Origin of the sequence: Clostridium rectalis, assembly GCF_900626095.1 — a bacterium.
In the GTDB taxonomy this organism is placed as follows: Bacteria; Bacillota; Clostridia; order Clostridiales; family Clostridiaceae; genus Clostridium_AS; species Clostridium_AS rectalis.
Map to the genome: position 1 here is coordinate 239,730 of NZ_UYZZ01000003.1, position 24,853 is coordinate 264,582.

General features: G+C 27.2%; 22 protein-coding genes and 2 riboswitches. All 22 genes read right to left on the reverse strand.

Annotation, left to right across the window (positions count from 1 at the left end; translation table 11 throughout):
- Nucleotides 1–29 precede the first annotated feature (29 nt).
- The 22 genes from EJL03_RS06570 to cbiG all read right to left on the reverse strand — a co-directional run bounded on the left by EJL03_RS06570 (nt 30) and on the right by cbiG (nt 24,851).
- Nucleotides 30–1,073, reverse strand: a complete 1,044-nt coding sequence (locus EJL03_RS06570; RefSeq protein WP_125153168.1) for a prenyltransferase/squalene oxidase repeat-containing protein — start codon at nt 1,071–1,073, stop codon at nt 30–32.
- A 135-nt stretch (nt 1,074–1,208) separates the two neighbouring features.
- Nucleotides 1,209–2,798: a prenyltransferase/squalene oxidase repeat-containing protein gene (locus EJL03_RS06575; protein WP_125153169.1), complete on the reverse strand. Its 1,590-nt coding sequence runs from the start codon at nt 2,796–2,798 to the stop codon at nt 1,209–1,211.
- Between the two features lie 15 nt (nt 2,799–2,813).
- Entirely contained in the window at nt 2,814–5,336 is a 2,523-nt protein-coding gene (locus EJL03_RS06580; protein WP_125153170.1) for a VWA domain-containing protein, read from the reverse strand.
- Entirely contained in the window at nt 5,326–6,849 is a 1,524-nt protein-coding gene (locus tag EJL03_RS06585) for a BatA domain-containing protein (protein ID WP_125153171.1), read from the reverse strand. Before EJL03_RS06585 ends, EJL03_RS06580 begins: the two co-directional genes overlap by 11 nt.
- 2 nt (nt 6,850–6,851) lie before the next feature.
- Nucleotides 6,852–7,691 carry a DUF58 domain-containing protein gene (locus tag EJL03_RS06590; RefSeq protein WP_125153172.1) on the reverse strand — a complete coding sequence of 280 codons (840 nt, stop codon included), beginning with the start codon at nt 7,689–7,691 and terminating at the stop codon, nt 6,852–6,854.
- Nucleotides 7,692–8,666, reverse strand: a complete 975-nt coding sequence (locus EJL03_RS06595; protein ID WP_125153173.1) for an AAA family ATPase — start codon at nt 8,664–8,666, stop codon at nt 7,692–7,694.
- Between the two features lie 12 nt (nt 8,667–8,678).
- Nucleotides 8,679–10,208, reverse strand: coding sequence for a hypothetical protein (locus EJL03_RS06600; protein WP_164509023.1), 1,530 nt, complete (start codon nt 10,206–10,208; stop codon nt 8,679–8,681).
- On the reverse strand, nt 10,189–10,938 hold the full coding sequence (locus EJL03_RS06605) for a hypothetical protein (protein WP_125153175.1): 750 nt from the start codon (nt 10,936–10,938) through the stop codon (nt 10,189–10,191). Before EJL03_RS06605 ends, EJL03_RS06600 begins: the two co-directional genes overlap by 20 nt.
- A 12-nt stretch (nt 10,939–10,950) precedes the next feature.
- The gene (locus tag EJL03_RS06610; RefSeq protein ID WP_125153176.1) at nt 10,951–12,984 is read right to left on the reverse strand and encodes a hypothetical protein; all 2,034 of its coding nucleotides are present in this window, start codon (nt 12,982–12,984) and stop codon (nt 10,951–10,953) included.
- A 25-nt stretch (nt 12,985–13,009) separates the two neighbouring features.
- Complete coding sequence (locus EJL03_RS06615) at nt 13,010–14,146, reverse strand: DUF4430 domain-containing protein (RefSeq protein WP_125153177.1); 1,137 nt, start codon at nt 14,144–14,146, stop codon at nt 13,010–13,012.
- A gap of 185 nt (nt 14,147–14,331) precedes the next feature.
- A complete protein-coding gene (locus EJL03_RS06620; protein ID WP_125153178.1) occupies nt 14,332–15,168 on the reverse strand; it encodes a DNA-binding domain-containing protein in 837 nt (278 codons plus the stop codon).
- Nucleotides 15,169–15,312: 144 nt separating this feature from the next.
- Nucleotides 15,313–15,502, reverse strand: a riboswitch (cobalamin riboswitch).
- Between the two features lie 214 nt (nt 15,503–15,716).
- Nucleotides 15,717–15,899, forward strand: a riboswitch (cobalamin riboswitch).
- 346 nt (nt 15,900–16,245) lie between these two features.
- On the reverse strand, nt 16,246–16,500 hold the full coding sequence (locus tag EJL03_RS06625; RefSeq protein ID WP_125153179.1) for a hypothetical protein: 255 nt from the start codon (nt 16,498–16,500) through the stop codon (nt 16,246–16,248).
- A 36-nt stretch (nt 16,501–16,536) separates the two neighbouring features.
- Entirely contained in the window at nt 16,537–17,457 is a 921-nt protein-coding gene (locus EJL03_RS06630; RefSeq protein WP_125153180.1) for a SufB/SufD family protein, read from the reverse strand.
- Nucleotides 17,458–17,460: 3 nt separating this feature from the next.
- Nucleotides 17,461–18,195 carry an ABC transporter ATP-binding protein gene (locus tag EJL03_RS06635; protein ID WP_125153181.1) on the reverse strand — a complete coding sequence of 245 codons (735 nt, stop codon included), beginning with the start codon at nt 18,193–18,195 and terminating at the stop codon, nt 17,461–17,463.
- A 123-nt stretch (nt 18,196–18,318) separates the two neighbouring features.
- Nucleotides 18,319–19,236 (reverse strand): polysaccharide deacetylase family protein, encoded by a 918-nt coding sequence (locus tag EJL03_RS06640; protein ID WP_125153182.1) that lies wholly within the window; start codon nt 19,234–19,236, stop codon nt 18,319–18,321.
- Nucleotides 19,237–19,437: 201 nt separating this feature from the next.
- Nucleotides 19,438–19,956, reverse strand: coding sequence for a cob(I)yrinic acid a,c-diamide adenosyltransferase (cobO, locus tag EJL03_RS06645; protein WP_125153183.1), 519 nt, complete (start codon nt 19,954–19,956; stop codon nt 19,438–19,440).
- Nucleotides 19,957–19,991: 35 nt separating this feature from the next.
- A complete protein-coding gene (locus tag EJL03_RS06650; protein ID WP_125153184.1) occupies nt 19,992–20,510 on the reverse strand; it encodes a cob(I)yrinic acid a,c-diamide adenosyltransferase in 519 nt (172 codons plus the stop codon).
- 159 nt (nt 20,511–20,669) lie between these two features.
- Complete coding sequence (locus tag EJL03_RS06655; protein WP_125153185.1) at nt 20,670–21,476, reverse strand: sirohydrochlorin cobaltochelatase; 807 nt, start codon at nt 21,474–21,476, stop codon at nt 20,670–20,672.
- A 10-nt stretch (nt 21,477–21,486) separates the two neighbouring features.
- Complete coding sequence (locus EJL03_RS06660; RefSeq protein WP_125153186.1) at nt 21,487–22,230, reverse strand: AIR synthase related protein; 744 nt, start codon at nt 22,228–22,230, stop codon at nt 21,487–21,489.
- A 5-nt stretch (nt 22,231–22,235) separates the two neighbouring features.
- Nucleotides 22,236–23,012, reverse strand: coding sequence for a cobalt-precorrin-6A reductase (locus EJL03_RS06665; RefSeq protein WP_125153187.1), 777 nt, complete (start codon nt 23,010–23,012; stop codon nt 22,236–22,238).
- 41 nt (nt 23,013–23,053) lie between these two features.
- The gene (gene cobJ, locus EJL03_RS06670; RefSeq protein ID WP_125153188.1) at nt 23,054–23,770 is read right to left on the reverse strand and encodes a precorrin-3B C(17)-methyltransferase; all 717 of its coding nucleotides are present in this window, start codon (nt 23,768–23,770) and stop codon (nt 23,054–23,056) included.
- 88 nt (nt 23,771–23,858) lie between these two features.
- A complete protein-coding gene (gene cbiG / locus EJL03_RS06675; protein ID WP_125153189.1) occupies nt 23,859–24,851 on the reverse strand; it encodes a cobalt-precorrin 5A hydrolase in 993 nt (330 codons plus the stop codon).
- Nucleotides 24,852–24,853: the final 2 nt, after the last annotated feature.

Sequence of the window (24,853 nt, forward strand, 5' to 3'; positions counted from 1 at the left end):
TTTTTTTAGCCTCCCCGAAATAATTATTCTTACCACTTATATATGGAACCTTTTCCATCTAAATGATATATAAATTGATCTAAGGCATATAAGGCTTGTTCTGTAGCCATACCATTAACTCCACCAAACTGACCCTTTATATGTGAAAATCCTCCTTCTTTAACTTGAAAGCTTAATAATGCATCTACCACATTTTTACCGCTTTTACCTGTAAATCTTTCTTCCGTTGGATTTATTTTATTAGCGCATAGTCCCATAATAACTTGCGCACAACTTTCTGAATTTACAGTTCCCCAGGACTCAAATCCCCCTTCATTTTCTCCTTCTTTTATCTGCATATCTTTTAAAATATCTATTGCATCCTCAATAGCTTTTTGAACATTAGGATAATCTTCATTATTATATGGAGCTAAAGCTGTCATAGCCATACCTGTCATATCTGGATCTGCATTATCTCCAAAAAATGCCCATCCTCCTGTTTTGCTGCATTGTGCGTTTAATATAGCATCTATTAAATTCCCTCTATTCCATTTTGCATTACTTGGTATCTCATAATTCTTTGAATCTAAAGCAATAAGTCCAAATACCAATGCATTTATCCCCTGTGAGGATAGGTCTGCATTGTAAATTTTTTCTATAAGATTTATTCCTGATCCATTAACATTTGTTGGATCCCCTCCTGCTGCAAGCACGCCTAAAGTTATTCTTTCAAACTCTGTAGGTCTACTTTCAAACAAACTTTGGTTTTCTGGATTCTTTAAATAATCCACCGTATCTTTTAAATAAGTTAAAGGTATTTTATGCTGCTGACCAGCTCTTGATAACCCTATAGCTGCCCAATCCATAGAATAGTGGTGATCTATTATTACATCACAAGTTGAATTTATTGCACCTTCAACTCTACCTCTTAAATTTGTATTCTGTACTAAAGCTTTTGTTGTAATTGGTGCAATTTCAGCTGCATGTACATAGGCTTGTCTCATGCCAAGTACTCCAGTTTCCATAGTTGCAGCCATCATCAAGGCCATAACTGAAGTGGCTATGATTTTTTTTATTTTGCTTTTTTTCAACATATTAATTTCCCCCTTTAAAATATAAATTAACTATAAGTAAATGTTTTTTATACTTCCTCCTCTCTTTTTAAAATGTGAAAAATTTGATATAATTACACTGTATATATTTATATAAGCAACATTTACAGGGGCAACTTATTTTATTAGCTGTTTAAATTTAGAAAAACTTATAGCACAATTTAGTCTATTAACAGTTTCACTTTCACTGAAACTCTTAAATTTAAGTTCTTCTACTTTTACAGTTTTATTTTTAAGTTTTGCCCCATTTTCCAATGCTGTTATAAACTCTTTACCTGTAATCTTTTTATCCATATCTCCCTTTTTATTTAAGGACGGAATATCTTTAAACAAACCTTTTTCTATACAAATTTCAATGTAATTATTATTACTATCTATTTCTAATACATTTGATTTTTTATTTTCTTTTACAAACTTTAATTCATCTCCACTAAATTTTTTATAAAAATCCCCTTGAAGATTTAATAAATTTACTAAATATCTTCCTAAATCACCCTTAGTTATTTCCTTTTTAGGTTTAAATGTTCCATCACTATAACTATCCATTATATAGTTATAAACTACATCTATAACTTCTTTATACCCATGACTTCCATGTAATAAGTCACTAAATAATATCTTTTCTGTATTAGGTTTATTGGCTTTAAATAGTCTGTCATAAGTTGTTTCTTCATTATAAATATCTGCCATACCATACAAACATTCATAAGTTGTTAAACTATTATTGTAAAGAGGTGACATATCTTTTTCATCTAATACATGTGTAAAAGCACCATTAGGTAACTGATGCTTTAGTATAAAAGTAACTGGATTACAGTCTTTATCTTTCTCCCACTTTTTATCCAAAGGATTTTCTCCATACATCAAAAGAGCTTGAATTGCCCAAACAGCACTTTCTGGATTTTCTGTTCCCCAGGATTCAAATCCACCATTATCCAATTGATGACTTTTTAAATACTCTAATGCTCTTTTTACCGGTGGATAATCTTTATCCACTTTAAGTATGCTTAAAGCCATAAGTACTGCTGATGTCATATCCACATCAGAGGCGGTTTTTAGATAATCCTCTTTGTCATCAAAGTTTTTTACATCCCAAGTAAAACCACCATCATGATGTTGATTTTTTTCAAGCCATCTCATAGCCTTATCTCTATTTGGAATAGGCTCTCCAGCACAATGAAGAGCTATTGTACCAAAACATTGAGAATTTATAAGGTCATCTCCTACAGGCTTTTTTGTTCTTTTATCTTCCACAGAATCTGCAAAATGACCATTTTCAAGCATTGTATCTTTAACAGCTTTTACTAGATTAATCCCACCAAAATTTCTAGGATCTTTTTTTGCAGAAGTAATTCCTATTATGGTTCTTTGATAATCTGTATTTTTTGTTTTAGAGAGCCCTTGTCCATTTTTAATTTGTTTTTCTCTAAAATAAGCAGCATTTTTCCCATTTACAGTCCAAACTTCACCGCTAATATCCTCTCCAAACCCATACAAACCTAAGGCAGGCCAGTCCATTATTCCAGCAAACTCATCCTTTTTATAGGTATCATAATAATACTGTATGGTTTTTTGAGATGCATCATAAACTTTCTTTTTTAATGCCTTCTTCCTATAAAAATCACTATTTATAAATGCAAAACCTGAAATAAAAATAGCTATTATAATTAATGGTACTCCTATCTTGAGTAATTTTTTATTCTTCATTTTTATCCTTTCCTTCTACCTTATTCTTAAATAAATATCTATAAAAAATAGTATTAATACTAGGGGAATAGATATAAAGTCAAAATTTATACTTGATATATTTTTGCAAATTACTTTTTCTTTAAATACATTTTCATTATCTTTTAGTTTTTTACCTGAAAGCTCCATAACCAATCTATCTAAATCACCGTTTTTATCTTTATCCCTTTTAATACTATATTCAGGAGAATAGTTTAAATAAATACTATCCATGGCTCTATCTGAAACTTTACCTTCTTTTTTTAATATAGCTAAGAAATTATACTTGCCTAATTCATTTAATTCAAAAACTCCTTTATATTTACCTTGCTCTATAGATTTTAATGCTACTTTTTTTTCTTCATTATTTGGAGTAGCCACTAAAACCTCAACCTCATTAAATGGGTCTTTATTTCTACTTTCAACCAATACTTCAACATTACCTTGAGTTTTTTTGAGATCCATTGTAACATCCTTTTTCTCTTTATCCGCTAATAAATAATTTACTATTTTTGAGTAATAGTCATAAAAGCCATTCCATCCTATCCAGTTTTCACTCCATTTTCCACTAATATCCGATGTCCATACTCCAACTTTGCCAATACCATAATTCCAAAAGGCAAGTATAGGATCCTTCTTATCACTTTGCAAAACCAAACTTCCCTTTTCCTTTATTCCTGTGCCTATATATCCTTTAAGCTCAGGTAATAATTTGTTAGATTTATTAAAAATATCATTACATTGCTCTGGGATAAAAACCTGATTATTTATATATTTCTTCTGAGAAATATAGCTTTCTTTTGCCAAAATTTTAGGCACATTTAAATAGTCTTTTGATATATATTTTCTTCCTCCTGAAGAATCTGAAATATAGGCTAACACATCTTTGTCACAATCATTTCCAACAGCTACCGTTGAGGCAGTAATTTTATTTTTTTTCATTTCATTTATATATTTATTAAATCCTTTTTTTTCTGCCTGTCCATCTGTTAAAAGAATCATGTGTTTAACTTTAACTTTATCTCCTTTGAAAGCATTTATACCATCTATTAAAGCTGGAATAATAAGAGTCCCTCCTTTTGACTTTAACTTCCCTACACGGTTTTTTAGCTTTTCTTTATTATTAACTTTTTGAAATGGTACTATCCATTCTAAAGTATCTGAAAAAGCTAGTACTCCTACATAATCCTCTTTCTCTAATGCATTTATTGCTTCCGTAGCAGCTTGTTTTGCTAATTCTATTTTTTTTACTCCACCACTATCTTCATTCATGCTTCCTGAACAATCTATTAATAACATAAGCCCAGTATTAGCCTGTTTTCTATTGTTTTTCATTTTACAAGAAACAGGTAATATTCTTTCTAAAGTAGTGTTTTCATATCCTCCCAAAGCAAAAGATCTCTCTCCTCCAATTGTAAGTAATCCTACCCCAAATTTTTCCACAGCCTTTTCTAAATTATTATCAAATTTATTTGGTAAGCTATTATAGTCAGTATTAATTAATATTATTTCATTAAAATCACTTAAAAAATTTATATCTGTTGGTACTTCTTTTGATGCATAATTAACTCTCTTTATACCGTAGCTATCAAGTAGCTTATTTATATTTTCTTCCTCATTTTCACTTATCACTAGTACTTTAGCCTGCTTTTTTATACTTCTATATATGGTAAAAATATTATTAAACTTATTTTCATCCTGTATGAAATTTATTTCACCTTTAATTGTAATTTCTTTTTCTTCGTTTATTGGGAATTTATATGTATATTTATTTTCCCCTTTTTTTACATCAACTTTTTTATTTATTATCTTTTTATTATTAATATATAAATTTAATTCCCCATGAGTTTCATATGTGCTATTTAAATAAACACTGATAGGAATGTTTCCTGATTTATAAATATTTTTAGGTGCAATTATTTCAGTTAATTCCACATCATTTTCTTTTATATTATCTATTGTTTTTAAAAATAAATTAATATTTTCTTTTTTTATTTTTTCACTACTTTTTTTAACTTCCCCAATATTTTCATTTTTATCTGTAATAATTACTAATCTTCTATTTTTATTTTTAGGGAAATAATCTATAGAAAAATCTAATGCTTTTTCTAAATTAGTAAAATTCTTATTTATAGTAGAACATAATTCTATATTCTTTTTATCACATGTAAGTGGTAATTCTATCACCACATCTTTTCCAAAACCTATTACAGCTATCTCATCAGATTTATTCTTTTTATTTATTTCACTATTCACATAGTTTTCTATATCTTTTTTATATTTCTCAACACTTAAAGATTCATCCACCAAAAATATTGTGCAGTTATCATTATTTTTAAAAATTATCTTAAATTCGCTAACTGATAAGAATAATAAAACTATAATAAGAATTCTAGTTGTAAGCCATAATATTAATTTATTTTTATTCCAAGAATTTTTCAATTTATATCCTTGGATCAGAAAATAAAAAATTACTGATAAAAATATAATTATAAGTTTTATATTTAAATTAATACTCATTTCTAAACACCTGCCATTCTATTACTAAAATAATGAGTATTACTACAGCTAAAATTTTTGATAAATCTACATTTATTAAATTACTTGGAAATAATTTTGTATTATTTTTACTTTCAAAATTGTTAATTAGAAAATCATTTGAATTATAATTTTCACTATCTTTAAAAATAAAATTCCTCAAAATATTTTCTACTAAAATTGGGAATGCAGGTGTTAAAACAATTTCACATTTACTCCATTCTATGGATGAATATATGTTATTTTTTTTATCTATACCCATAACAGGTTTATTATCAATTTTTATAATCTCTTCAATTTCATTATCATTGTCTATTATTTCATAGGCTTCTCCATAAACTTCATTTTCATCCATTTTTTCTAATAGAATGTTAGTGTTTATTTTTAATCCTCCCATAATCTTCTTATTAGTAACAATATTTTTAGGCGGGTGTACCCACCATATATTACTTTTTTTAGGAATATTTTTAATATTATCCTTACATATAACGTAAAGATCATATTTCTCATTATACGTATCTATATTATCTTTTTTTATAATTTCAACATAGGGTATTACTTTTAAAGCCTTTTCTAAAAAATAATTTTCCCCAATTAAAACTACCCTCTTTTTATTTTTTTCAAGTGTATTAAGTAAATAATAATTGTTTTCACTTATCATATCCCTTTCTACAATAGAGAAATGTATTGTTTCTATATTCTTAGACACTATGTTGAAATTTACTTTTTTTTCTTCATTACTATTTAAATTGCATTCACAACTTCCAAGAAGATTATCTGAATCATCCTTTAAAGTGATGGTTGCAACTTTGTTTTTTTTACCATAATTTTTTACAATACAGTAATAACCTTTATTTTTATTGTAACTAGCTGCATAAATTATTCCTAAATCCTCTATACCATTTCCTATCTTTATAACTTTCTTCCTTTTAAATATTTCCTTATCTGTAAAAATTACTATTTTACCACCAAATGTATTTATAACATTATGAGCTTTCTCCACATCAAGTGGTTCATTTACAGGAGAAATATTATCTATTTCTTTAATTAACTCATTTTTGTTTATATTTTCTTTTAGAATATCAGTTTTGTTCTTCATTAAGACTAAATTATAATTAGAATTTTTAGGTGATGATTTTATAAAATCCTTAACTTCTTTTCTAAGCATGTCCATATGGCTATTTCCATTTTCTATAGCTTTCATAGAAATAGACCCATCAACGACAATAGTATATGTTTCTTTATTATTTATTAAGTTTAATCTGGGTTTAGAAAAAATTATAATCACAAATATTCCTATTAAAAGATGTAGTATTAATAGAAAATATTTATTTATTCTCTTCTTTTTCACTTTTTTAATATCTTCAAAAACCTGTTGCCATAAAAAAGTGCTAGATATTAAAACTTCCTTTACTTTTCTTTTCTTTAAATGGATTACAACTATAATACTAAGTAATAATAAACCTAGTAACCTAAGAGGCTTTAAAAATACCATATTTACTCCACCTCTATTGCCTTCATAATTATTTTTACAGGAGAATTGTATTTTGAAGCAAATACATATTTAATACCTCTTTTTTTACATTCTTCCTTAGAATTTAATACAAATTCCTTTACTTTCCTTTTATAACTATCTATTTCTCTACTTCCTATGTCCAGTAATACACTTTCTCTTGTTTCACTATCCCAAAACTTTATTTTTCCATTATGTACAGGATTTAGTTCATCTTTACTCATAACATGAATTAATACTACTTTTTCATATTTATAAGCACTCTGATTTAAAAACTCCTTTATATTATTACTAAGCAAATCAGTTATTATAAAAGCTATTCCTTTACTATCATTTGTGGTTAATAAAACTTTTTTAAAGTCTGTTTTGCCTGTAGCATCTATATCTTTAATTTTATTTAACACCTGATAAAACAAGCTTTTACCGCTAAAATTATTGACACACATATGTATAGAATCATTAAATGAATATAAGCTTAATTTATTTGCTCCATTAAGTGCAATATAACTAATACCTAGTGCACACATTTTTCCTATATTTAATTTGTTGGGCTCTCCAAAATTCATAGATTCACTATTATCTATAAGCACTGTAACGCTAATCTGTTTTTGCTCCGAAAATAATTTTGTATATATTTTTCCTGTTCTGCTAAATAATTTCCAATCAATATTTTTTATATTATCCCCTTCATAGTAAGGTCTCACACCATAAAAGTCATATGAATTCCCTAACGTATTACTTTTATAGTTTCCCGTTAAAGAGCCTGTAATTCTTTTTCTTATTTCAATATTGGCCTGTTCAAGCTCTTTTAAAAAATTTTCCATTTAACTCACCCTGCTAAGTATTTCTTTAATTATTTCATCTTCGCTAACATTATCTTGCATAGCATTAAAATTCAAACTTATTCTATGCCTTAAACATGGATAAGCCATTTCCTTTACGTCCTCATAAGCTAAATTATATCTTTCCTCAACTAGGGCTTTAACCTTTGCTGCAAGTATAATAGACTGAATTCCTCTTAAACTTGCCCCATATTTAACATAATCTTTAATAGCCGATATATCTGTTCTTTCATCATAAGTATTGGTTACTATATCAACGGCTAATTTCTTAACTGATCCAGATACTAGTACACTCCTTGATAGTTCTCTCATTTTAAGTATTTGGTTTTTATCTAAAATTTTATTAACACTGTTATCTATCTTAGTATTACCCGTAGTTAAGTCTAATATGGAACTTATTGCCTCATCTTCTGGTAAATTTATATTTATTTTCATCATGAATCTATCTAATTGTGCCTCAGGTAATGGATAAGTTCCTTCTGTTTCCAGAGGATTTTGTGTAGCGAGAACAAAAAAAGGATCCTCTAATTCATATGTTGAATTTCCCACAGTAATTTTTTTCTCTTCCATAGCTTGGAGTAATGCACTTTGTGTTTTTGGCGTAGCTCTATTTATCTCATCTGCTAGAATTATAGAACTAAATATAGGACCTTTTTTAAAAACAAAATCTATATTCCCGTCCTTTTTTGTAACTATTTCAGTACCAATAATATCTGACGGCATTAAGTCTGGTGTAAATTGTATTCTTGAAAAATCTAGTTCTAAAACTTTTCCTATAGTCTTTACTAATTGGGTTTTACCTAGTCCTGGCATGCCTTCTAAAAGCACATTGCCTCCGGAAATAATACCTATTAAAACATTTTTTATAACCTGTCTTTGGCCTATTATATTTTTCCCAATCTCTTTTTCTACCAACTTATATTTATCACTAAAATTTCTTATATGAATTTCTTCCAAATCTAACTCCCCCTATTTGTTCAATTCTTTAAAATACTCTATAACCAAATCTTCTTTATTTAAAGGTATATTATACTTAAATAAATAATCCATTCCTTCCTTTTTAAACTCTTCCCATCTTTTTTTCATATATTTTACTTCACCTTTTTCTCCTATAATCTCCTCTAAACTTTTATCAAATATCTTACCTGTAGAATTTATTTTAGAATTAACATTTGATAAAGTTTTACTTTCCTTTAAATCTGTAGATTTATTATATTTCCCAATGGATCCTTTATTTGCATTTTCCTTTATTTCTTTATTTTCCAATGTCTTACTAGATCCTAAAGAATTATTATCTTCTCTTTTACTATTTCCATTACCAGTTACCATATCTTCATTATTTTTTATGTTTGATTCTTCCCCATATTTATATTTACTTTCTTTTCCACCTAATGCAAAATCATCTGATTTTTTATCTCCTTCTCCATTCTCAAATGCCTTCTGCTCTTTTTTAGCTAAAAGCTTACTTTTAGATTCTGCGATTTTTGAATTTTTTTCGAAATCATTATTGGCATTTTTCATAGCTTCAGCTAGTTCTTTAGTAGTAGCATTTTTTTTCATTAACTGATTTTCTATCTTTTCTTTTACTTCATTGCTTAATCCCATTTTATTTTTATATAAATTTTTCTTTATTTTATTTTTATCCACCTGAGAAATTTTATTATTACTATTTATATTATTTTCATTCATTTCCCCTCTTTGTAAATCCATAACAAAATCACTGTTTTTAATTGATGTTCCATTAAAAATTCCTGCCATTTTTTTAAATTTTTCTTTATTATTATGTTTTAAAATACTATTTAACCTTTCTTCAGCTTTTCCCATTTCAGCCAAGGCTTTATCATAATTATATGTTTTTTTTAATTCTTTTTTTAATTTAGCAAATACATCCTTAGTTTGTTTTTTTTCTTTATCATCCTTAATTTCCTGTAAAACATCTTTCTTCATTTTATCAATATTAACTATTTCTTTTTTTATATTTTTGTTTATATTTTCCAACTCTAATGCCTCTTCTCTTGATGTAGAAGGAATAAAATATAAACCAAAACTTATAATTAAAAATATAATAGACAATAAAATCATTCTATAATTTATATTATATTTATATCTTTTTACCACATTAAAAGTTTGCAATTCATCCTCTAAATCTTCTTTAAAAATATTTAAAGTACCATCTATAAAATCATTATGGTCCTCTCTAAGTTCTACATAAGTTATGAGCTTCTCTTTTAATCCTAGTTTATCTCCTTGTAATGCAACAAATTTCATAGATGGTTTTGATAATATGGTTTTGATTATCATAAATATGAGCACTATAATATATGAGTAAAATATTTTTTCTTTTAAATATAATAAACTTTTAAAATGGCTAAATAAAATTATTATTATACTAAAAATGCCACATATAAATATTAGATTAATTAAATTATTAAATAATATTCCACGCCATATTTTTTTTTTAAGCCTTTTTAAAAAATTATCAATGCTTATCCATTCCAAAATTTTTACCTCCTAAATTTTTCTTGGATAGTTTAACTTTATACAAAACAAATACATTGACTAAAATACATATACTCCAAAATATACTAGCTATAATTACAGGTTTTATCCCTAATTGAGAATAATCTGTTATTTCTTTATTTATATATCCTGTTATAGTCAGTATAGGATTGATAAAAAATATACTTGGTATGTCCTTATCATATATAGTAGTTATTACTACTTGAGAATATCTATAATATATGTATAAAAATAATAGACTTAATATATTGATAAAAAACATACTAAAATGAATTATAAAATTTGTATATTCTTTTATATATTTAATTAATGATAATATGTGTTTAAAAGTTAGAATAGCAACTCCGTATATAACCTGTAAAACAATAGGTATCCAAAAGTTTAAAATCATCACATTTCCCACTATAAAGATAATAAATATTAAGGGTATAATAGAAAATGCTAATATAAGTACTTTTGAAAAATCCCTTAAAAGAACTTTAAAACTATTTAATTCTATTTCGTTAAAATGCATAATACTTAAAGAAAATAGTATAAACTGAAATATCATAAAATACATATAGAATTTTTTATAAATATCAAATGTAAACTGTTCACACTTAAAAATCAAAATAAGTAAATAAGATAAAAGAGTTATACTTAAAGTTAATAAATAACTAACTATTATGAACCCGTCATCTAACTGTAATGCTTTATAGTTACTTTTCATATAATCACCACCTTAGTTTGTAATACCATCCAAAGTTATAGAGGGAATTACAAATCTTCCATTACCTTTTACCCTTAAAGCAAATAATTTATTATCTTTAATATATTTAGAACTTTCAAAATGTAATTTATCTATTTTTTCCCACTCATTTTTATTACTATTAAATATTTCTAAGTAAAAATTCCCATCCTCAAAAGTATTATTAATTTTAATTTTCTTTGGATTAATATTCTTGGGAATTAAATAATAAATTTTTACACTTTCATCTTTCTTAAAAGTATATTCTTTTATACCCAACTCTTTATCATTTAGTTCTTTTTCCACTATAGGCCTTATAATATTTCCAGAAAGCTTAAACTCTTTCTTATGAAACTTAATATCAATAGGAATAATCTCCATATTAATGGTATTAATTTTTCTTTTTTTATTGTTTACATTTAAAATTGTTTTTCTTTTATTAAAAGCAACTAATTTGCATTCTAAATTTGTGTAAGTATCTAAGTTAAAATAGTATTTTACAAACTCTTTATTATATTTATTAGATAAAAGTTTTTCTAGATTATTTAAATACTCATAGTCTCCATTATCCTTTAAATTATGATCTAATTTATAATCTATTTTAATGTTCTCTTTTTCAGACAAACTCCCTATTTTAATAGCAGTATCCCCAACTATTAAAATACAGTCTTCTAATTTATATGGAAAAACATTGGTTATTTTACCTTCTATACGTTGGTCTTTTAATATCAAAGTATTTTTATTATTATTCTTTATATTACTAATCCGCACATTGTATAAGTAATTAGTTATAGAGGAGGATTCTACTAATATACTTTTAGCCAAAGGATCTATGTTGTATTTTCCAGTCCCCTGTTGGGAAATAAATAATGAATTATCAGCAAATATATTTAAATCCTTTTTATATGGATATACATTTATTAAAGAGTTAGTAATACATCTATTCCCCTTATACTCATTTAGTGATGCTAGAGTTATTTTTTCCTTTCCTACATCTTCAATAAAATATATTAAAAAAGTTATTAAAGAAAAAGCTGCAATAGTAATTCCCCATAAAAAAAACTTATTTTTTCTTTTAATTAGAAAGTAAAATAAAATAATTAAATATATAGTAATTACAGAAATCAAAAAGTAAATTACATTTCTATTTATTTTTAACATATTATTAGCACAACTTTTTAACTTTTCACTCTTTACTGCTTCATCTTTTAAATTAATATTTTGAGTTATATTACATAAAAGATTTGTATTTATATTTTCCATTATTTTTTTATTGAGTTTACTTATATTATTTTTATCTCCTAAATCAAAATCTATTGGAATAATATTTCCTTCTCCAACTTTGGTTATATCCTTTACATTTTCAAAAATCCCTGTTAGATTTTTGACTTTATATTTATCGTTTCCAACAAATACAATACCACCTACATTTATCCACTTATCTATACTTTCTTGTTGTTCTGTGGTCAAACTTTCAGAATTAAAATCATCTATAAATATAATTCCAAGATTTTTTGTATAATCTAATGCCAAATTCTTATCTTTTAGATTAACTATTTCCACATTTTTAATATCTAGCGGATTCATTCTTATGTTTTTTAAAAAACTATATTTGTTTTCACTATCACTTAAAAGTCCTATAAACAAAGTCTTACTATTACACACTTCAATTGGAAACTGTTTTTCTTTTATAGTTTCACCCTGTTGTACTAAATCAACTTTAATTTTCTTTATTGATTTATTTAAAGGTACCGAAAACAAATATGTTTTTGTGTTTTTTCCCACAATATTTATGGGATGAGCATATCTTTCTTCCCCTAAATAAAGATTTAAACTTCCCTCTAAATTTTCCATACTTGATTCTACTGTTACTTCTATAGGATTTATATAGCCTAACTTCAATTTACCATTTAAATATGCATTAACTTTTATATCTACACTATTCGCATAAATTTTTCCAGGCATACTAAATACCCCAATAACAACTATAATAAATATAAATCCTATATTTCTAAAATTATCTTTCATATAATCACATCCCTACATAACTCTTTTACTGTATGAAAGGTATTTTAATTACCTGCTCCTTTGATACCACTGCCTCAAAACAATTTTTTATTTTTTCAGGCTTCTTAATAAGTATATTCAAACTCTCCTTTACGCTGTTAAAGTCCGTTCCTGTTACAAGCCAAACTGGCACTGTGCTTCCCATACCTGCTGACGTAGCATAAATAGCCCCTGCATTATTATAACTTTTAATAATCTTACCAGCGTTATCTAATGCATTTAATTTACCATCTTTAAATTGTACATATACTCCTTCCAGCTTATTTTTCCAATTCATATCTTTAAGTCTTTTACTATTTTGGGATAAATCTTCCCATTTCCCAAGTAATATATGATATTTTTCAGGTTTTTCTATGTTATCTGGGTTATACTTTACTACATCAACTGACTTTACACCATTTTTTATTAAGCTATGCTTTAATATTTTTGCATCATTTTTAAATTCATCTGTATACATTACAACAGTGCCTGGATTTTTGCCCCAAAACCCATGTTTAAAAGGCTCTGGATATGATCCAATTATCGCTGGTATAAACATTGTAGTATTCCATTCGTGGTAATCCCACCATATTACATCACCATCCGATGGTCTATATTCAGCAACCCCAACAGGTGCTAGTATTCCATTTACCCAATAAAACCAATCCTCTTTTTTTCTATCTGCGCCACTAAAAAAAGTATATTTTGATTCTAATCCGTTTATAGAATTTACAAATCCTCCGCCATAGGCAGTTTGTATATTTAAATTTCTAAAAAGCACTTCCATTCCAACTTCATCTTTTACCAGACCTACGTTTTTAGAAAACATTTTATTATGTCCAAAATCTTTAGATACAACTAAATCCACATGATAAGGACTTCCTATATCTCCACTTGCTTTTAATTCTTTAGAATTTTGTTTGGCAGGTCTTCCTTCTTGATACTTTATTTCTCCTTGAACAGGTCCTTTATACCCTTTATATATACTTTTATTATCTTTATTACTAGATTCTTTTTTGATGTCACTTACAGCTTGTACACTATCCTTATTAGTTATAACCCTGGTACTTTCTTTTTTATCACATCCTATTAATGAAATTAGAAATATAAAAAAGAGAATAAACCAACATTTTTTTTTATTCATTAATAACACCCCATTAAAATATTAAACTTTTGCTTCACTTAAAATTTTATTTTTGAAATATCTACAAAAATCTTCTCTTTAGATTACATTCTATAGTAAACACTTCAAAAATAATCAATAATTATCAAATTTTATAATATATAAAAAAAACTAGAATATACTCTAGTTTTTTTATTATCTATATATTATTTTTCACAATAAAATACTAATCCTGCTATAAATTTCTTTAAATTAATCCTACCCCTGTCTCTACTTTTTCCCCTAACATAATCCATTTCTTTTTTAACCTGTTCAAAATTATATATACTATTGGAATATTCAACAAAGGTATCATTTAAATAATCCTCTATTCCTAAATTAGCTAAATTACTCATTCCAGATAAAGCTAGTCTCCTAATTCTTTGTTCCATCCATTTAGGATTGCTGGTAAAATAACCACATATTTCTTTTATAGTATAATTAGCCATATTTTTATTTGTATCTATTAAATGCTTTACAATCTGAATTATCTCCTCACTACCAGTATCTCCATATATTCCTATATCTTGCATTATATGCTTTACTTTTTCTTCAGAATTATTAATACTTCTGTTACTACTTAAAATGTTATCTTTATTTATAATTCTAGAAATTTGATTTAACTTATCATTAAGCTTAGATAATTCAACTATTTTTTCTATTATGTTTTCTATTTCTACACTACTTATTGGTTTATTTATACAAAACTCCGCTCCACTTCTATATGCTTGTTCAACTATGATTTTTGATTTTTCATCGGATATTGTTATGCAGTGTATATTAGAGTATTTTTTCTTTACTTGTTTAATTACTGATATGCCGTCTATACTATATACATGATAATTAACTAAAATTAAATCTGGATTCAGTTCGTCAATTTTTTTTAAAGCCTCCACACCATCCCTAGTATGTCCAATTACAATCCCAAGCCCTCTGTCAAGAATCACTCTCTCCAAGTTACCTATAGTTTTAAGATCATTTTCTGCAATAAATATCCTTAACATTTTTCATCCTCCTAAATTTAAAAGCAAAACTATTATATTTATATAATAAACAAAGTCTTAACCTTCCTAAAAAAGTTAAGACTCCTAAATTACATTTAAATAAATTTATTTAAATATATACTCAGATACCAAACTTTACCTGGAAGCTGTATCATAAAAAAAGCAGGTCTCCTGACTTATGGTTCATCACTTTACTCCACCTTCTCAAGACATTGTCTCAATGGCATATAGGAAAAAGCTCATCAATTACAGTGGCCGGACCGTTGAGGAATTGCACCTCATTCCCTTTTAATTTCTACTATTTAAATAGAAAACTTTTTTAAATTCATATGATTATTTTCTAATATTTTATATAATTGTATATTTAAAAACACTAATACCATTATTATACTATAACTTTTTCTAGAAAATTTCAACATATTTCTTAAAAGCAACTCTATTTTTCGAAAAATTACAAAGTTACTATAATAAAAATACTATAATAATTGAAAAAATTCTATTTTTTTAATTGACTTTAATTTTTTTTAATGCTATACTTATTTCATAAATTGAATATTTAAAATTTAGGTGCCTATAATATAGGTGAAAAGGGAATGCGGTTTAAGTCCGCAGCAGCCCCCGCTACTGTGTTGGATGACAAATTTTCATAGCCCACTCTTTATATAAAAAGGGGAAGGGGAAAATGCGAATGAATCCAAAGCCAGGAGACCTGCCTAATTTTATTACAGATAAGCTTTCGGAGGGAGAGTTGTATATTGTGTTATGAAGTATATTTTGTCTACTTTATATGCTGATATATAAAAGCAACCTTTTTTGAAAGAAGGTTGCTTTTTTTATAAAAATTTAATATACACATACTGTGCTCTATATTTTTCTCCATAAAATAGTAAATATTCATCAAAAACTCCTTTGATTTAAATAAAAGTTTATAACTCCTAGACTTTTGTTTCATAGATTATATAGAGCACAGTTACCATTTAATTAAATAATATGTTTATTTTAGCTGTGTTCTTTAATGTACTTATTTCTAATATTGTACATATAACCGCCTTTCTAAATACGGGAACACGGCTTTTTTTATTTTTTTAATATATAAGTATAATATAACACATTTAATACTTGAAGTACAGATAATATTATACAAAATAATGTTAACTTATTACTAAACATTTTATCCTTTATAACAGTATATAAATAAGGTAAAAGTATAATTATAGAAAATATAGTAAATACCACTCTTAAGGGAGAACTTATAGGAAAACTTTTACCAAGTATTGTGGTAAAAGTTATAACTATAAAGGCCAAAGTGGTTAATGATTGCTTATCTTTCATTCTCCAACATTTCCTTTCATATTTAATTTTATAAAATTATTTTAAGAATCCTTTTAATATAGTATCCTCAGCTTCTTTTTCTGTAAGTCCCAAGGACATAAGTTTCATTAATTGATCATTGGCAATTTTACCTATTGCTGCCTCATGTATAAGTTCAGCCTCACTATGCTCTGCAGAAATTGCAGGAATGGACTTAACCTTAGCATTACCCATAATTATAGAATCACATTGTATATGTGCCCTACATTTGTTTTTTCCAGTTACATTAAAATAGAACACTTGTTTTGAATTTTCTTTAGCAACCGAACGAGATATTACCTGTGAGGTAGAATTTTCACCATTCATTTCTATGTTTATACTTGATTTCGCCTCTTGATTATAATCTGTAAGCATTCTTTCTGTTATAACTAAATTAGCTTTTTTATCTAAATATATTTCTGTTTCTCTTTTAGTACTATCTACACCTTTTATCTGGATAAGTTCCATTTCAACCTTAGCACCTTCTTCTACATGAAGAATAGTCTTAGAATTAAATACCTTCTTACCTTCTCCTTCTCCCTCAGCATAGTGCTTCTCTATGTACTTTAATCTTGCCCCTTTTCTTACAAAAAACTCATGTACCCCATCGTGCTGGGTTTTTGAATGCCCTGGATTATGTATTCCACATCCAGCTATTACATCTATATCTGCTCCTTCACCAATGTCAAATGTATTATATACTAAATCCTGTATCCCTTCTTCTGTAAGAATTACAGGTATATGTACGCTTTCACCTTTAGTATTTGGCTTTACTAAAACATCTATCCCGCTCTTATCTCCCTTATTTATAATGCCTATGTTAGGTGAAATACTTCTGTCAAATTTTTGACCATCTTTTCTAATATTATGTGCTCCTGAAAATATATCTTTTACATTATCTATAATATTTAATATTTTTTCATCTATTGAATTTAACATAAATTATCTCCTCCTATCACAAAATTTACTACTACAACCACAAGCTGATTCTAAAGTAACCTCTGAAAGTATGGTATCTTTTGAGGTTCTCTCTTTTATTTTTCCATCCGCTACTACTATAACCTCATCTGCAAGCTCTATTATTCTTTCTTGATGTGATATTATAACCAAAGTTAAATCATTTTCATCATGAAGTTTTTTGAAGGTCTCTACTAATTTTTGAAAACTCCACAAATCTATTCCCGCTTCTGGCTCATCAAATAATGCCAATTTTAACTTTCTAGCTAAAATAGTAGCTATTTCTATTCTCTTTAATTCTCCACCTGAAAGACTATTATTAATTTCTCTATTTACATAATCCTGAGGACATAACCCCACATCTAGCAACAATTTACAAAAATCCACTTGATTATTATCAGCTTTTGCTGCAAGTTCAAGTAATTCCCTCACCTTTAGACCCTTAAATCTTGGTGGCTGTTGAAAAGCATATCCAATTCCAAGTTTCGCTCTTTTGGTTATATTCATAGCAGTTATTTCTTCGTCATCAAAAATAATTTTACCTGAAGTAGGTATTCTTATTCCCATTAAAAGCTTAGATAATGTAGTTTTGCCTCCACCATTAGGCCCTGTTATAACATAAATTTTTTTTCTTTCTAATTGTAAATTTATATTATCCAATATGGTTATTTCTTTACCATTTTCATCTACCTTAAGTGTTACATCTTGAAATTCCAACATAAATTTATCCCTTCTTCCTATGATAGTAATTAAATTTATTATTTTAGACATCAATGCTAATTTTATCACATTTATCGTACTAAAAAAAGTGTTATATTACTCAATATAACACTTTTAAAACATCTAATTTTCTTGACTTACTACTCCAAATTTAAATCCTTGGGATTTTAAAAATTCTATAATTTCTGGAAGTGCTTCAACAGTTGTAGATTTGGTAGAAGAATCATGCATTAGTATTACAACATGTTTATGATTTCCTATTTCATCTTTTACATTTTTAACAAGCTCATCTTTAGGTACATTTAGTCTTCTTGCATCACCATTTTCTACATTCCAATCTATATGCTTAAATCCTGAGGCTAATAAATTTCTTTCATAACTCTTGTGATTAAAAGATCCTCCAGGAAATCTAACTAAATTAGTTTTAAAATCTTGTCCTAATACTTCTTTAATAGCATTATCACACCTTCTTACATCTTTAACAAACTCATCTGGAGTGTATGCACCAGAATATCTAATTTTATGATTATATGTGTGATTTCCTATAGAGTGCCCTAACTCTACTTCCTTTTTTAAATACTCAGGAAAATTTTTAGCAGAAGTTCCAAGAACAAAAAAAGTAGCTTTAATCTTATATTGTTCTAGTATATCTAAAATTTTAGGAGTATGTGGGCTTGGACCATCATCAAATGTTAAAAAGGCAATTTTTTCTCCATCTTTCTTATTCCAAATATCATCTACTGTCATTACAATTTTTTCATCTTTATTATTTTCTTTTTTATCATCTTTACTGTCTGTGCCATTCTTAGAAGCCTGTTCATTTTCTTTACTAGTTGTACTATTATTTGTGGTAAACGTGTTGCTTACCTGATTTTTTTCTTTAGCCACTTCTTTTTCTTTGTTAAAATATTTTATACCCGCAAATGCCCCTATTAGTAAAATAACAACTAAAAAAGTTACAATTTTAATTTTCTTGATTATTCTTTTTTGTTTCTTCCTTCTTTTTATAGAATTTACATCATAATTAATATCGTTTTTCATATTAAGCCTCACCTATTTCCATTGTTTTTACAAAAATATTTACATTATCTTTATTCTACTACATCACCTATAAAAAATATTTACAAAATGGCAACAAAATTATTACATTATAGATAGTTTACTCTTTAAATTGTAATATTTTAAAGTTTTGCATAAAGAAAACACCTTTTCCTATATAAAAAAGGTGTTTTTTATATTGCATTAATTTTCTATTCCCTTACGACACTTTACTCCCTTAGTATAATAATGTTTAATCTCTGCCATTTCAGTGACTAAATCTGCTGCTTCTATTATCTCTTTTGGAGCATATCTTCCTGTTAAAATTATTTCAGTTCTTTTTGGCTTACTATTTATTATATCTATTACTTCTTTTGAAGTAAATAATCTATAATAAAGCGCTATATTTATCTCATCTAGAATAATAATATCATATTTATCAGACATTATAACTTCTTCACATCTTTTTAGCCCATCTATAGCTCTCTTAATATCATCCTCTGTAGGATCATCATATATAAAACAATTCTTTCCGTATTGTTCTATAGTAAAGTTATCAAGATACTTTACTGCATTTAATTCACTATATCTCATTCCCTTTACAAATTGACCCATAAATACTTTTTTACCGGCACATATCGCTCTTAATGTAAGCCCTAAGGCTGATGTAGTCTTCCCCTTACCATTTCCTGTGTAGACCTGAATATATCCTTTAGAGTCCATCTTCAGTTCCCCCTTATCTTAAAACAAAGTAGATTTTAGCTTTCTATTCCTACACGAGCAGGTACTCCTTGAGTATAATAATGTTTAATCTCCTTCATTTCTGTTACTAAATCTGCTCTATCTATAATTTCTTGTTTTGCATATCTTCCAGTAAGTATGACTTCTGTTTTTTCTGGTTTCTTATCTAAAAGTTCTAATACATCTTTAACGTCAAATAACTCATAAAATAAAGCAATATTTATTTCATCGAAAACTACTACATCATATTCTCCTGAAGTTAAAACTTCTTCTGCTCTTTTTAGTCCTTTCATTGCTTGTTCTTTATCTGCTTTAGTTGGAGTTCCAAAAATAAAATGGTCTCCTCCAAATTGTTCCATAGTGAAATTAGGTAAAATCTCAGCAGCTTTTAATTCACTATATTTCATTCCCTTTGTGAATTGTCCAAAGAACACTTTTTTCCCTGCACAAACAGCTCTAAGTGAGAGTCCTAAAGAAGCTGTGGTTTTGCCCTTACCATTTCCTGTATAAACTTGGATATATCCTTTATTTTCCATAAAATCCCCTTCTTTCGACTATTTTCAAATTTTTATAGCTTAACATTATAATATCACAATATAAAAAGTATATCTATTGATGTAAACATTTTAAATTCATTATAATGCTGTTTTTCTAGATTTTTCTCCATATTTTCGTAATAATATGACTTCTAAACTCTACTTCTCTTCCATTAAAGCATTACCTTCTATACAATCCTGTACATGTTGTAAAAATATATTCTGTACCTTTTTGTTCTCACCTATTCCATGCAAATATATTTCAACTTCAAAACCATTGTCTTGCAAAGAAGTCTTCCATGAATCCTTCTCCCCAGCCATATCATTAGTAGCATGATCTCCCGCTACTAGCATAAATGGCATTAAAGTAACTTTTTTTATATTACCTTTTTTAAGTTTCGGTATTATAATGTCTAATTCTGGAAATCCCTCAACATTTGCTATGTATACATTTCCAAGTCCTTCCTCTTCTATTACATATTGAAAAAGAGCATAAGATGAATTAGCTGGATGAGTGCTTCCATGTCCCATAAACACTACTGCTTCCTTTTCTCCTCTTTCAGGTATCTGTGTTTTCAATGCATTTACAGCTTTAAAATAGTCCTCTGTTCTAAAAAGTAATGGTCTTCCAAGAATAAGTTTATCAAATACATTTTTATGAACAAATCTATGAACAGCTAATTTTATATCGTCATACTCCTCTCCTGGCATTATATGTAAAGACTGAACTATAACTTCTTTGAATCCCTCTTTAGCCATTCTATCTAAAGCCTCTTGTGTATTATCAATAAATAAATTATCCCTTTTTTTAAGTTTGTTTATTATCATTCCAGAAGTAAATGCTCTTCTCACTTCATAATCCTTATATTCTTCTTTTATTCTTTTTTCTATAGCCTCAATTGTAAGTTTTCTAGTCTTTTCATAACTTGTTCCAAAGCTTACAACCAATATACCTTTTTTATTCATATCCGTCCTCCTATTTGTTCAGTCTTCCTATAACATTAACTATACCTAAACCGGAAACTTCATGTAAAATTGATTCATCTATAGATGCAATAATTACTGATGCCGGTCCAGCTGTTCTACGTATATCTATAGATAAATTATTTTTTAAAATTAAATTCAATGAATTATTCTCAGCTAATTTCTCACTTTCATATAAAATTCCTTTTGATCCTACAGGAACAATTTCATGTACATCTTCCATTTCTAAAAGCTTATTAATTTGATTATAATTTACTATCTCACTGTCATAATCTAAGCTACTCATTTCAGTGCCTAATTTAGGTAGTCCTAAGGATATTATTATATCATTATCTTTTGCTTTATTTACTTTTATTTCATTAGTATTTGCCAAACCTATAACTGTAACGCCTATGCCTGTAGAAAGAGTTTTAAAATTTTCCTCTGTACTACCATTTAATACATTAATATTTAATCCTAAAGCTTCTAATTCTTTAGTTATTCCTTCTATAACTCTACTACCTGTTGGTTCCATTTCATTACATACAACATTAGTAAGTGTAACTATTTTTGCCTTACAACAAATAACTTCCATTAAAGCTACTCTAGCAGTAAACTTTGCTGCGTAAAAAGGATCTGTTTTAAAGGTATCTCCTTCTTTTTTTCCTATCCCACCTGCACCATCACAAGCAACTACCATAACTTTTTCTTTGTCAATAGAAATTAAAGTTAAATCTCTTACCTTTTTTATCATCATATCCCTTAAAACTCCTTTAAAATTCTATTTTTCACATAATCTATAAGTTTCTCTTTATTATAAAAAACTTTATTATAATATAGTTTTTCTCTTCCTACAACAAATACAAAAATATTCTCATCTAATGCTGCTTTTATTTTTTCTTCTGTTCCTCCTTCAACGCCACTGTCCTTTATTAGTATTGCATTAGCATTAAATTCCTTTATAAAAGCTTTATTTAATTCATAGCTTATTGGTCCTTTTATAGCAATTAAATCATCTAATTGTATACCTAATAAATAACATTCCTCTATAACTTTCATAGAGGGCAATACCCTATGAACTATCCTGTTATTTAAATTCAAATTTAAAATTTTACCTAAATTTCTACTTCCTGTGGTATTAATAACTGTCCCATCTATATTAACTAAGTATTTATAAAGTTCTTCATAGGTATCTACTTCTATTATTTTTTCCTCATTTAAAAATCTATTAACAACACTTTCTCTTTCATATCTTACATACTCTATTCCAAGTTTTTTACATATATTCATAGCATTTTTACTTACTTCAATAGCATAGGGGTGGGATGAATCGATAAGAATTTTAATATTATTTTGTTTAAATAATTTTTCCATATCTCTCGGTAGCAATGGCTTAGTATTCAATATTTTATAGTTATATTTTTTTAAAAGTTCACCACCATATTCTGTAGCTGTAGAAATTAAAATATTATCTGTATATTTATTAAGCATGGAAAGTATTTCTCTTCCATCCGATGTACCACTAATTAAACCAATCATAATATCCTCCCACTTCTTGTAGCTAAATACTAAAATTCTATCTAAATATTATATCCTCTTGGAGTTACAAATTTTCCATCCTTAATAAAGCTCTGGCTATTTCCTATAACAACTATGGAAAACATATCTACAACTTCATCTAAAAAAGTGTCCAAAGTAAATAAGTTTATTTCTTGCCCTTCCCTTAATGCATTTTTTACAACACCAATGGGAGTGTTACTTTTTCTATATTTTTTAACTATATCTATACATTCTTTTAAATAATAAGGTCTTCCATTACTTCTTGGATTATATAATGAAATTATAAAATCTGCCTCAGCAGCACATTCTACTCTTTTTTTAATTAAATCATATGGGGTCATAAGATCACTTAAGCTTATATTACAATTGTCATGCATAAGTGGTGATCCCAATACAGATGCTGCTGATGAAGAAGCTGTAACTCCAGGTATTATTTCTATATTTTCATCTTTTTTCATTTCCAATATAAGTCCTGCCATTCCATATATACCTGCATCACCAGTGCTTATTATAGAAACTACTTTGTCTTTTGCAAGTTCTAATGCCTTAGCACATCTCTCTTTTTCTCCCCTCATTCCAGTAGAAACTAATTCTTTTCCTTGTATCAACGGTTTTACAAACGCCATATATTTAGTATACCCAACTATTACATCACTTTCCTCTATAACTTGTTTAGCTCTTAATGTCATATGCTCAAGTCCTCCAGGACCAATTCCTACTACATTTAATTTTCCCATACTAATCCATCCTTTCCAATTAAAAAACAAAAATAAATCCTTTTCACATATTCTTAAGAAAATTCCATACATAATTTTATACAAACTCTTAATTTTTCAAAACTCCAATACATAATGTCATTCCATTTAATTTTAATTTTTCCGTTAACATAATAGAATTTTGTAACTCTACACAGGGCTCACATACATTTCTTACACCTATGCTTTTTTCTACAAAATCGCTTCCTACATACCTATACTGTATTTTCTTTATTTCTTCTATACTAAATATATTAAGTTTACATTTTAAAAACTCACTTAATTTTAGAATAGCCTCTTCATTTTTTTTAATCTCTACAGTTCCTATAGACTTAACTGCCCTATAATCTATATTGTAGCTTTTTAATATATCTAAGACAGTTTCCTTCATAATATTTCCTGGAAAATCTTTTCTACAACCTATACCTAAAACTATATTTTTTCTAATAAGCTTTAAATTTATTGAAGAATCCTTAAAAATAGAGTTTATATTAATTTTATTGGTTACATAAACAATTCCTTCACAATCTATATAGTTACTTTCATATCCATTAGGTATAGATATTTTATTTTCTTCATCACAAAAATAAACTTTTCTTCCTCTTACTAAAAGTGATGCTATACGTTTTGCATCCTGTAAATCGCCTATACCTAAATAATTATTTTTTGCAATCATATCTGGTGCTACTATATCAAGATTATCAGTTGCTGTAGTTATAACTGGAACAGCACCTAATATATTAGCTATTTTGCTAGTAAGATCATTGGCTCCCCCTAAATGTCCACTCAAAAGACTTATAACAAATTTAGAAGAATTATCAATAGTTATCACTGCCGGATCTATTTCCTTTGATTTGATATAAGGTCCAATTCCCCGTACAGCTATTCCTGTAGAAGTTATAAAAATAATTGCTTCGTAATTTTCCATAGCATTTTTTACTACACATTTAAAATCAAAATGACTGTTTTTATACTTTGAGAAAATATGTATATTAAAATGTTCTTTTAATATTAAGGCTATTTCATCCCCTTTTTCCGTTATAGTTATAACCGCTATGTCCATCT

Excerpts from the sequence above, each read along its gene's own strand:
- EJL03_RS06570 (WP_125153168.1), bottom strand. The coding sequence starts at position 1,073 with ATGTTGAAAAAAAGCAAAATAAAAAAAATCATAGCCACTTCAGTTATG.
- EJL03_RS06575 (WP_125153169.1), bottom strand. The coding sequence starts at position 2,798 with ATGAAGAATAAAAAATTACTCAAGATAGGAGTACCATTAATTATAATA.
- EJL03_RS06580 (WP_125153170.1), bottom strand. The coding sequence starts at position 5,336 with ATGAGTATTAATTTAAATATAAAACTTATAATTATATTTTTATCAGTA.
- EJL03_RS06585 (WP_125153171.1), bottom strand. The coding sequence starts at position 6,849 with ATGGTATTTTTAAAGCCTCTTAGGTTACTAGGTTTATTATTACTTAGT.
- EJL03_RS06590 (WP_125153172.1), bottom strand. The coding sequence starts at position 7,691 with ATGGAAAATTTTTTAAAAGAGCTTGAACAGGCCAATATTGAAATAAGA.
- EJL03_RS06605 (WP_125153175.1), bottom strand. The coding sequence starts at position 10,938 with ATGAAAAGTAACTATAAAGCATTACAGTTAGATGACGGGTTCATAATA.
- EJL03_RS06610 (WP_125153176.1), bottom strand. The coding sequence starts at position 12,984 with ATGAAAGATAATTTTAGAAATATAGGATTTATATTTATTATAGTTGTT.
- EJL03_RS06615 (WP_125153177.1), bottom strand. The coding sequence starts at position 14,146 with ATGAATAAAAAAAAATGTTGGTTTATTCTCTTTTTTATATTTCTAATT.
- EJL03_RS06620 (WP_125153178.1), bottom strand. The coding sequence starts at position 15,168 with ATGTTAAGGATATTTATTGCAGAAAATGATCTTAAAACTATAGGTAAC.
- EJL03_RS06625 (WP_125153179.1), bottom strand. The coding sequence starts at position 16,500 with ATGAAAGATAAGCAATCATTAACCACTTTGGCCTTTATAGTTATAACT.
- EJL03_RS06630 (WP_125153180.1), bottom strand. The coding sequence starts at position 17,457 with ATGTTAAATTCAATAGATGAAAAAATATTAAATATTATAGATAATGTA.
- EJL03_RS06635 (WP_125153181.1), bottom strand. The coding sequence starts at position 18,195 with ATGTTGGAATTTCAAGATGTAACACTTAAGGTAGATGAAAATGGTAAA.
- EJL03_RS06640 (WP_125153182.1), bottom strand. The coding sequence starts at position 19,236 with ATGAAAAACGATATTAATTATGATGTAAATTCTATAAAAAGAAGGAAG.
- cobO (WP_125153183.1), bottom strand. The coding sequence starts at position 19,956 with ATGGACTCTAAAGGATATATTCAGGTCTACACAGGAAATGGTAAGGGG.
- EJL03_RS06650 (WP_125153184.1), bottom strand. The coding sequence starts at position 20,510 with ATGGAAAATAAAGGATATATCCAAGTTTATACAGGAAATGGTAAGGGC.
- EJL03_RS06655 (WP_125153185.1), bottom strand. The coding sequence starts at position 21,476 with ATGAATAAAAAAGGTATATTGGTTGTAAGCTTTGGAACAAGTTATGAA.
- EJL03_RS06660 (WP_125153186.1), bottom strand. The coding sequence starts at position 22,230 with ATGATGATAAAAAAGGTAAGAGATTTAACTTTAATTTCTATTGACAAA.
- EJL03_RS06665 (WP_125153187.1), bottom strand. The coding sequence starts at position 23,012 with ATGATTGGTTTAATTAGTGGTACATCGGATGGAAGAGAAATACTTTCC.
- cobJ (WP_125153188.1), bottom strand. The coding sequence starts at position 23,770 with ATGGGAAAATTAAATGTAGTAGGAATTGGTCCTGGAGGACTTGAGCAT.
- cbiG (WP_125153189.1), bottom strand. The coding sequence starts at position 24,851 with ATGGACATAGCGGTTATAACTATAACGGAAAAAGGGGATGAAATAGCC.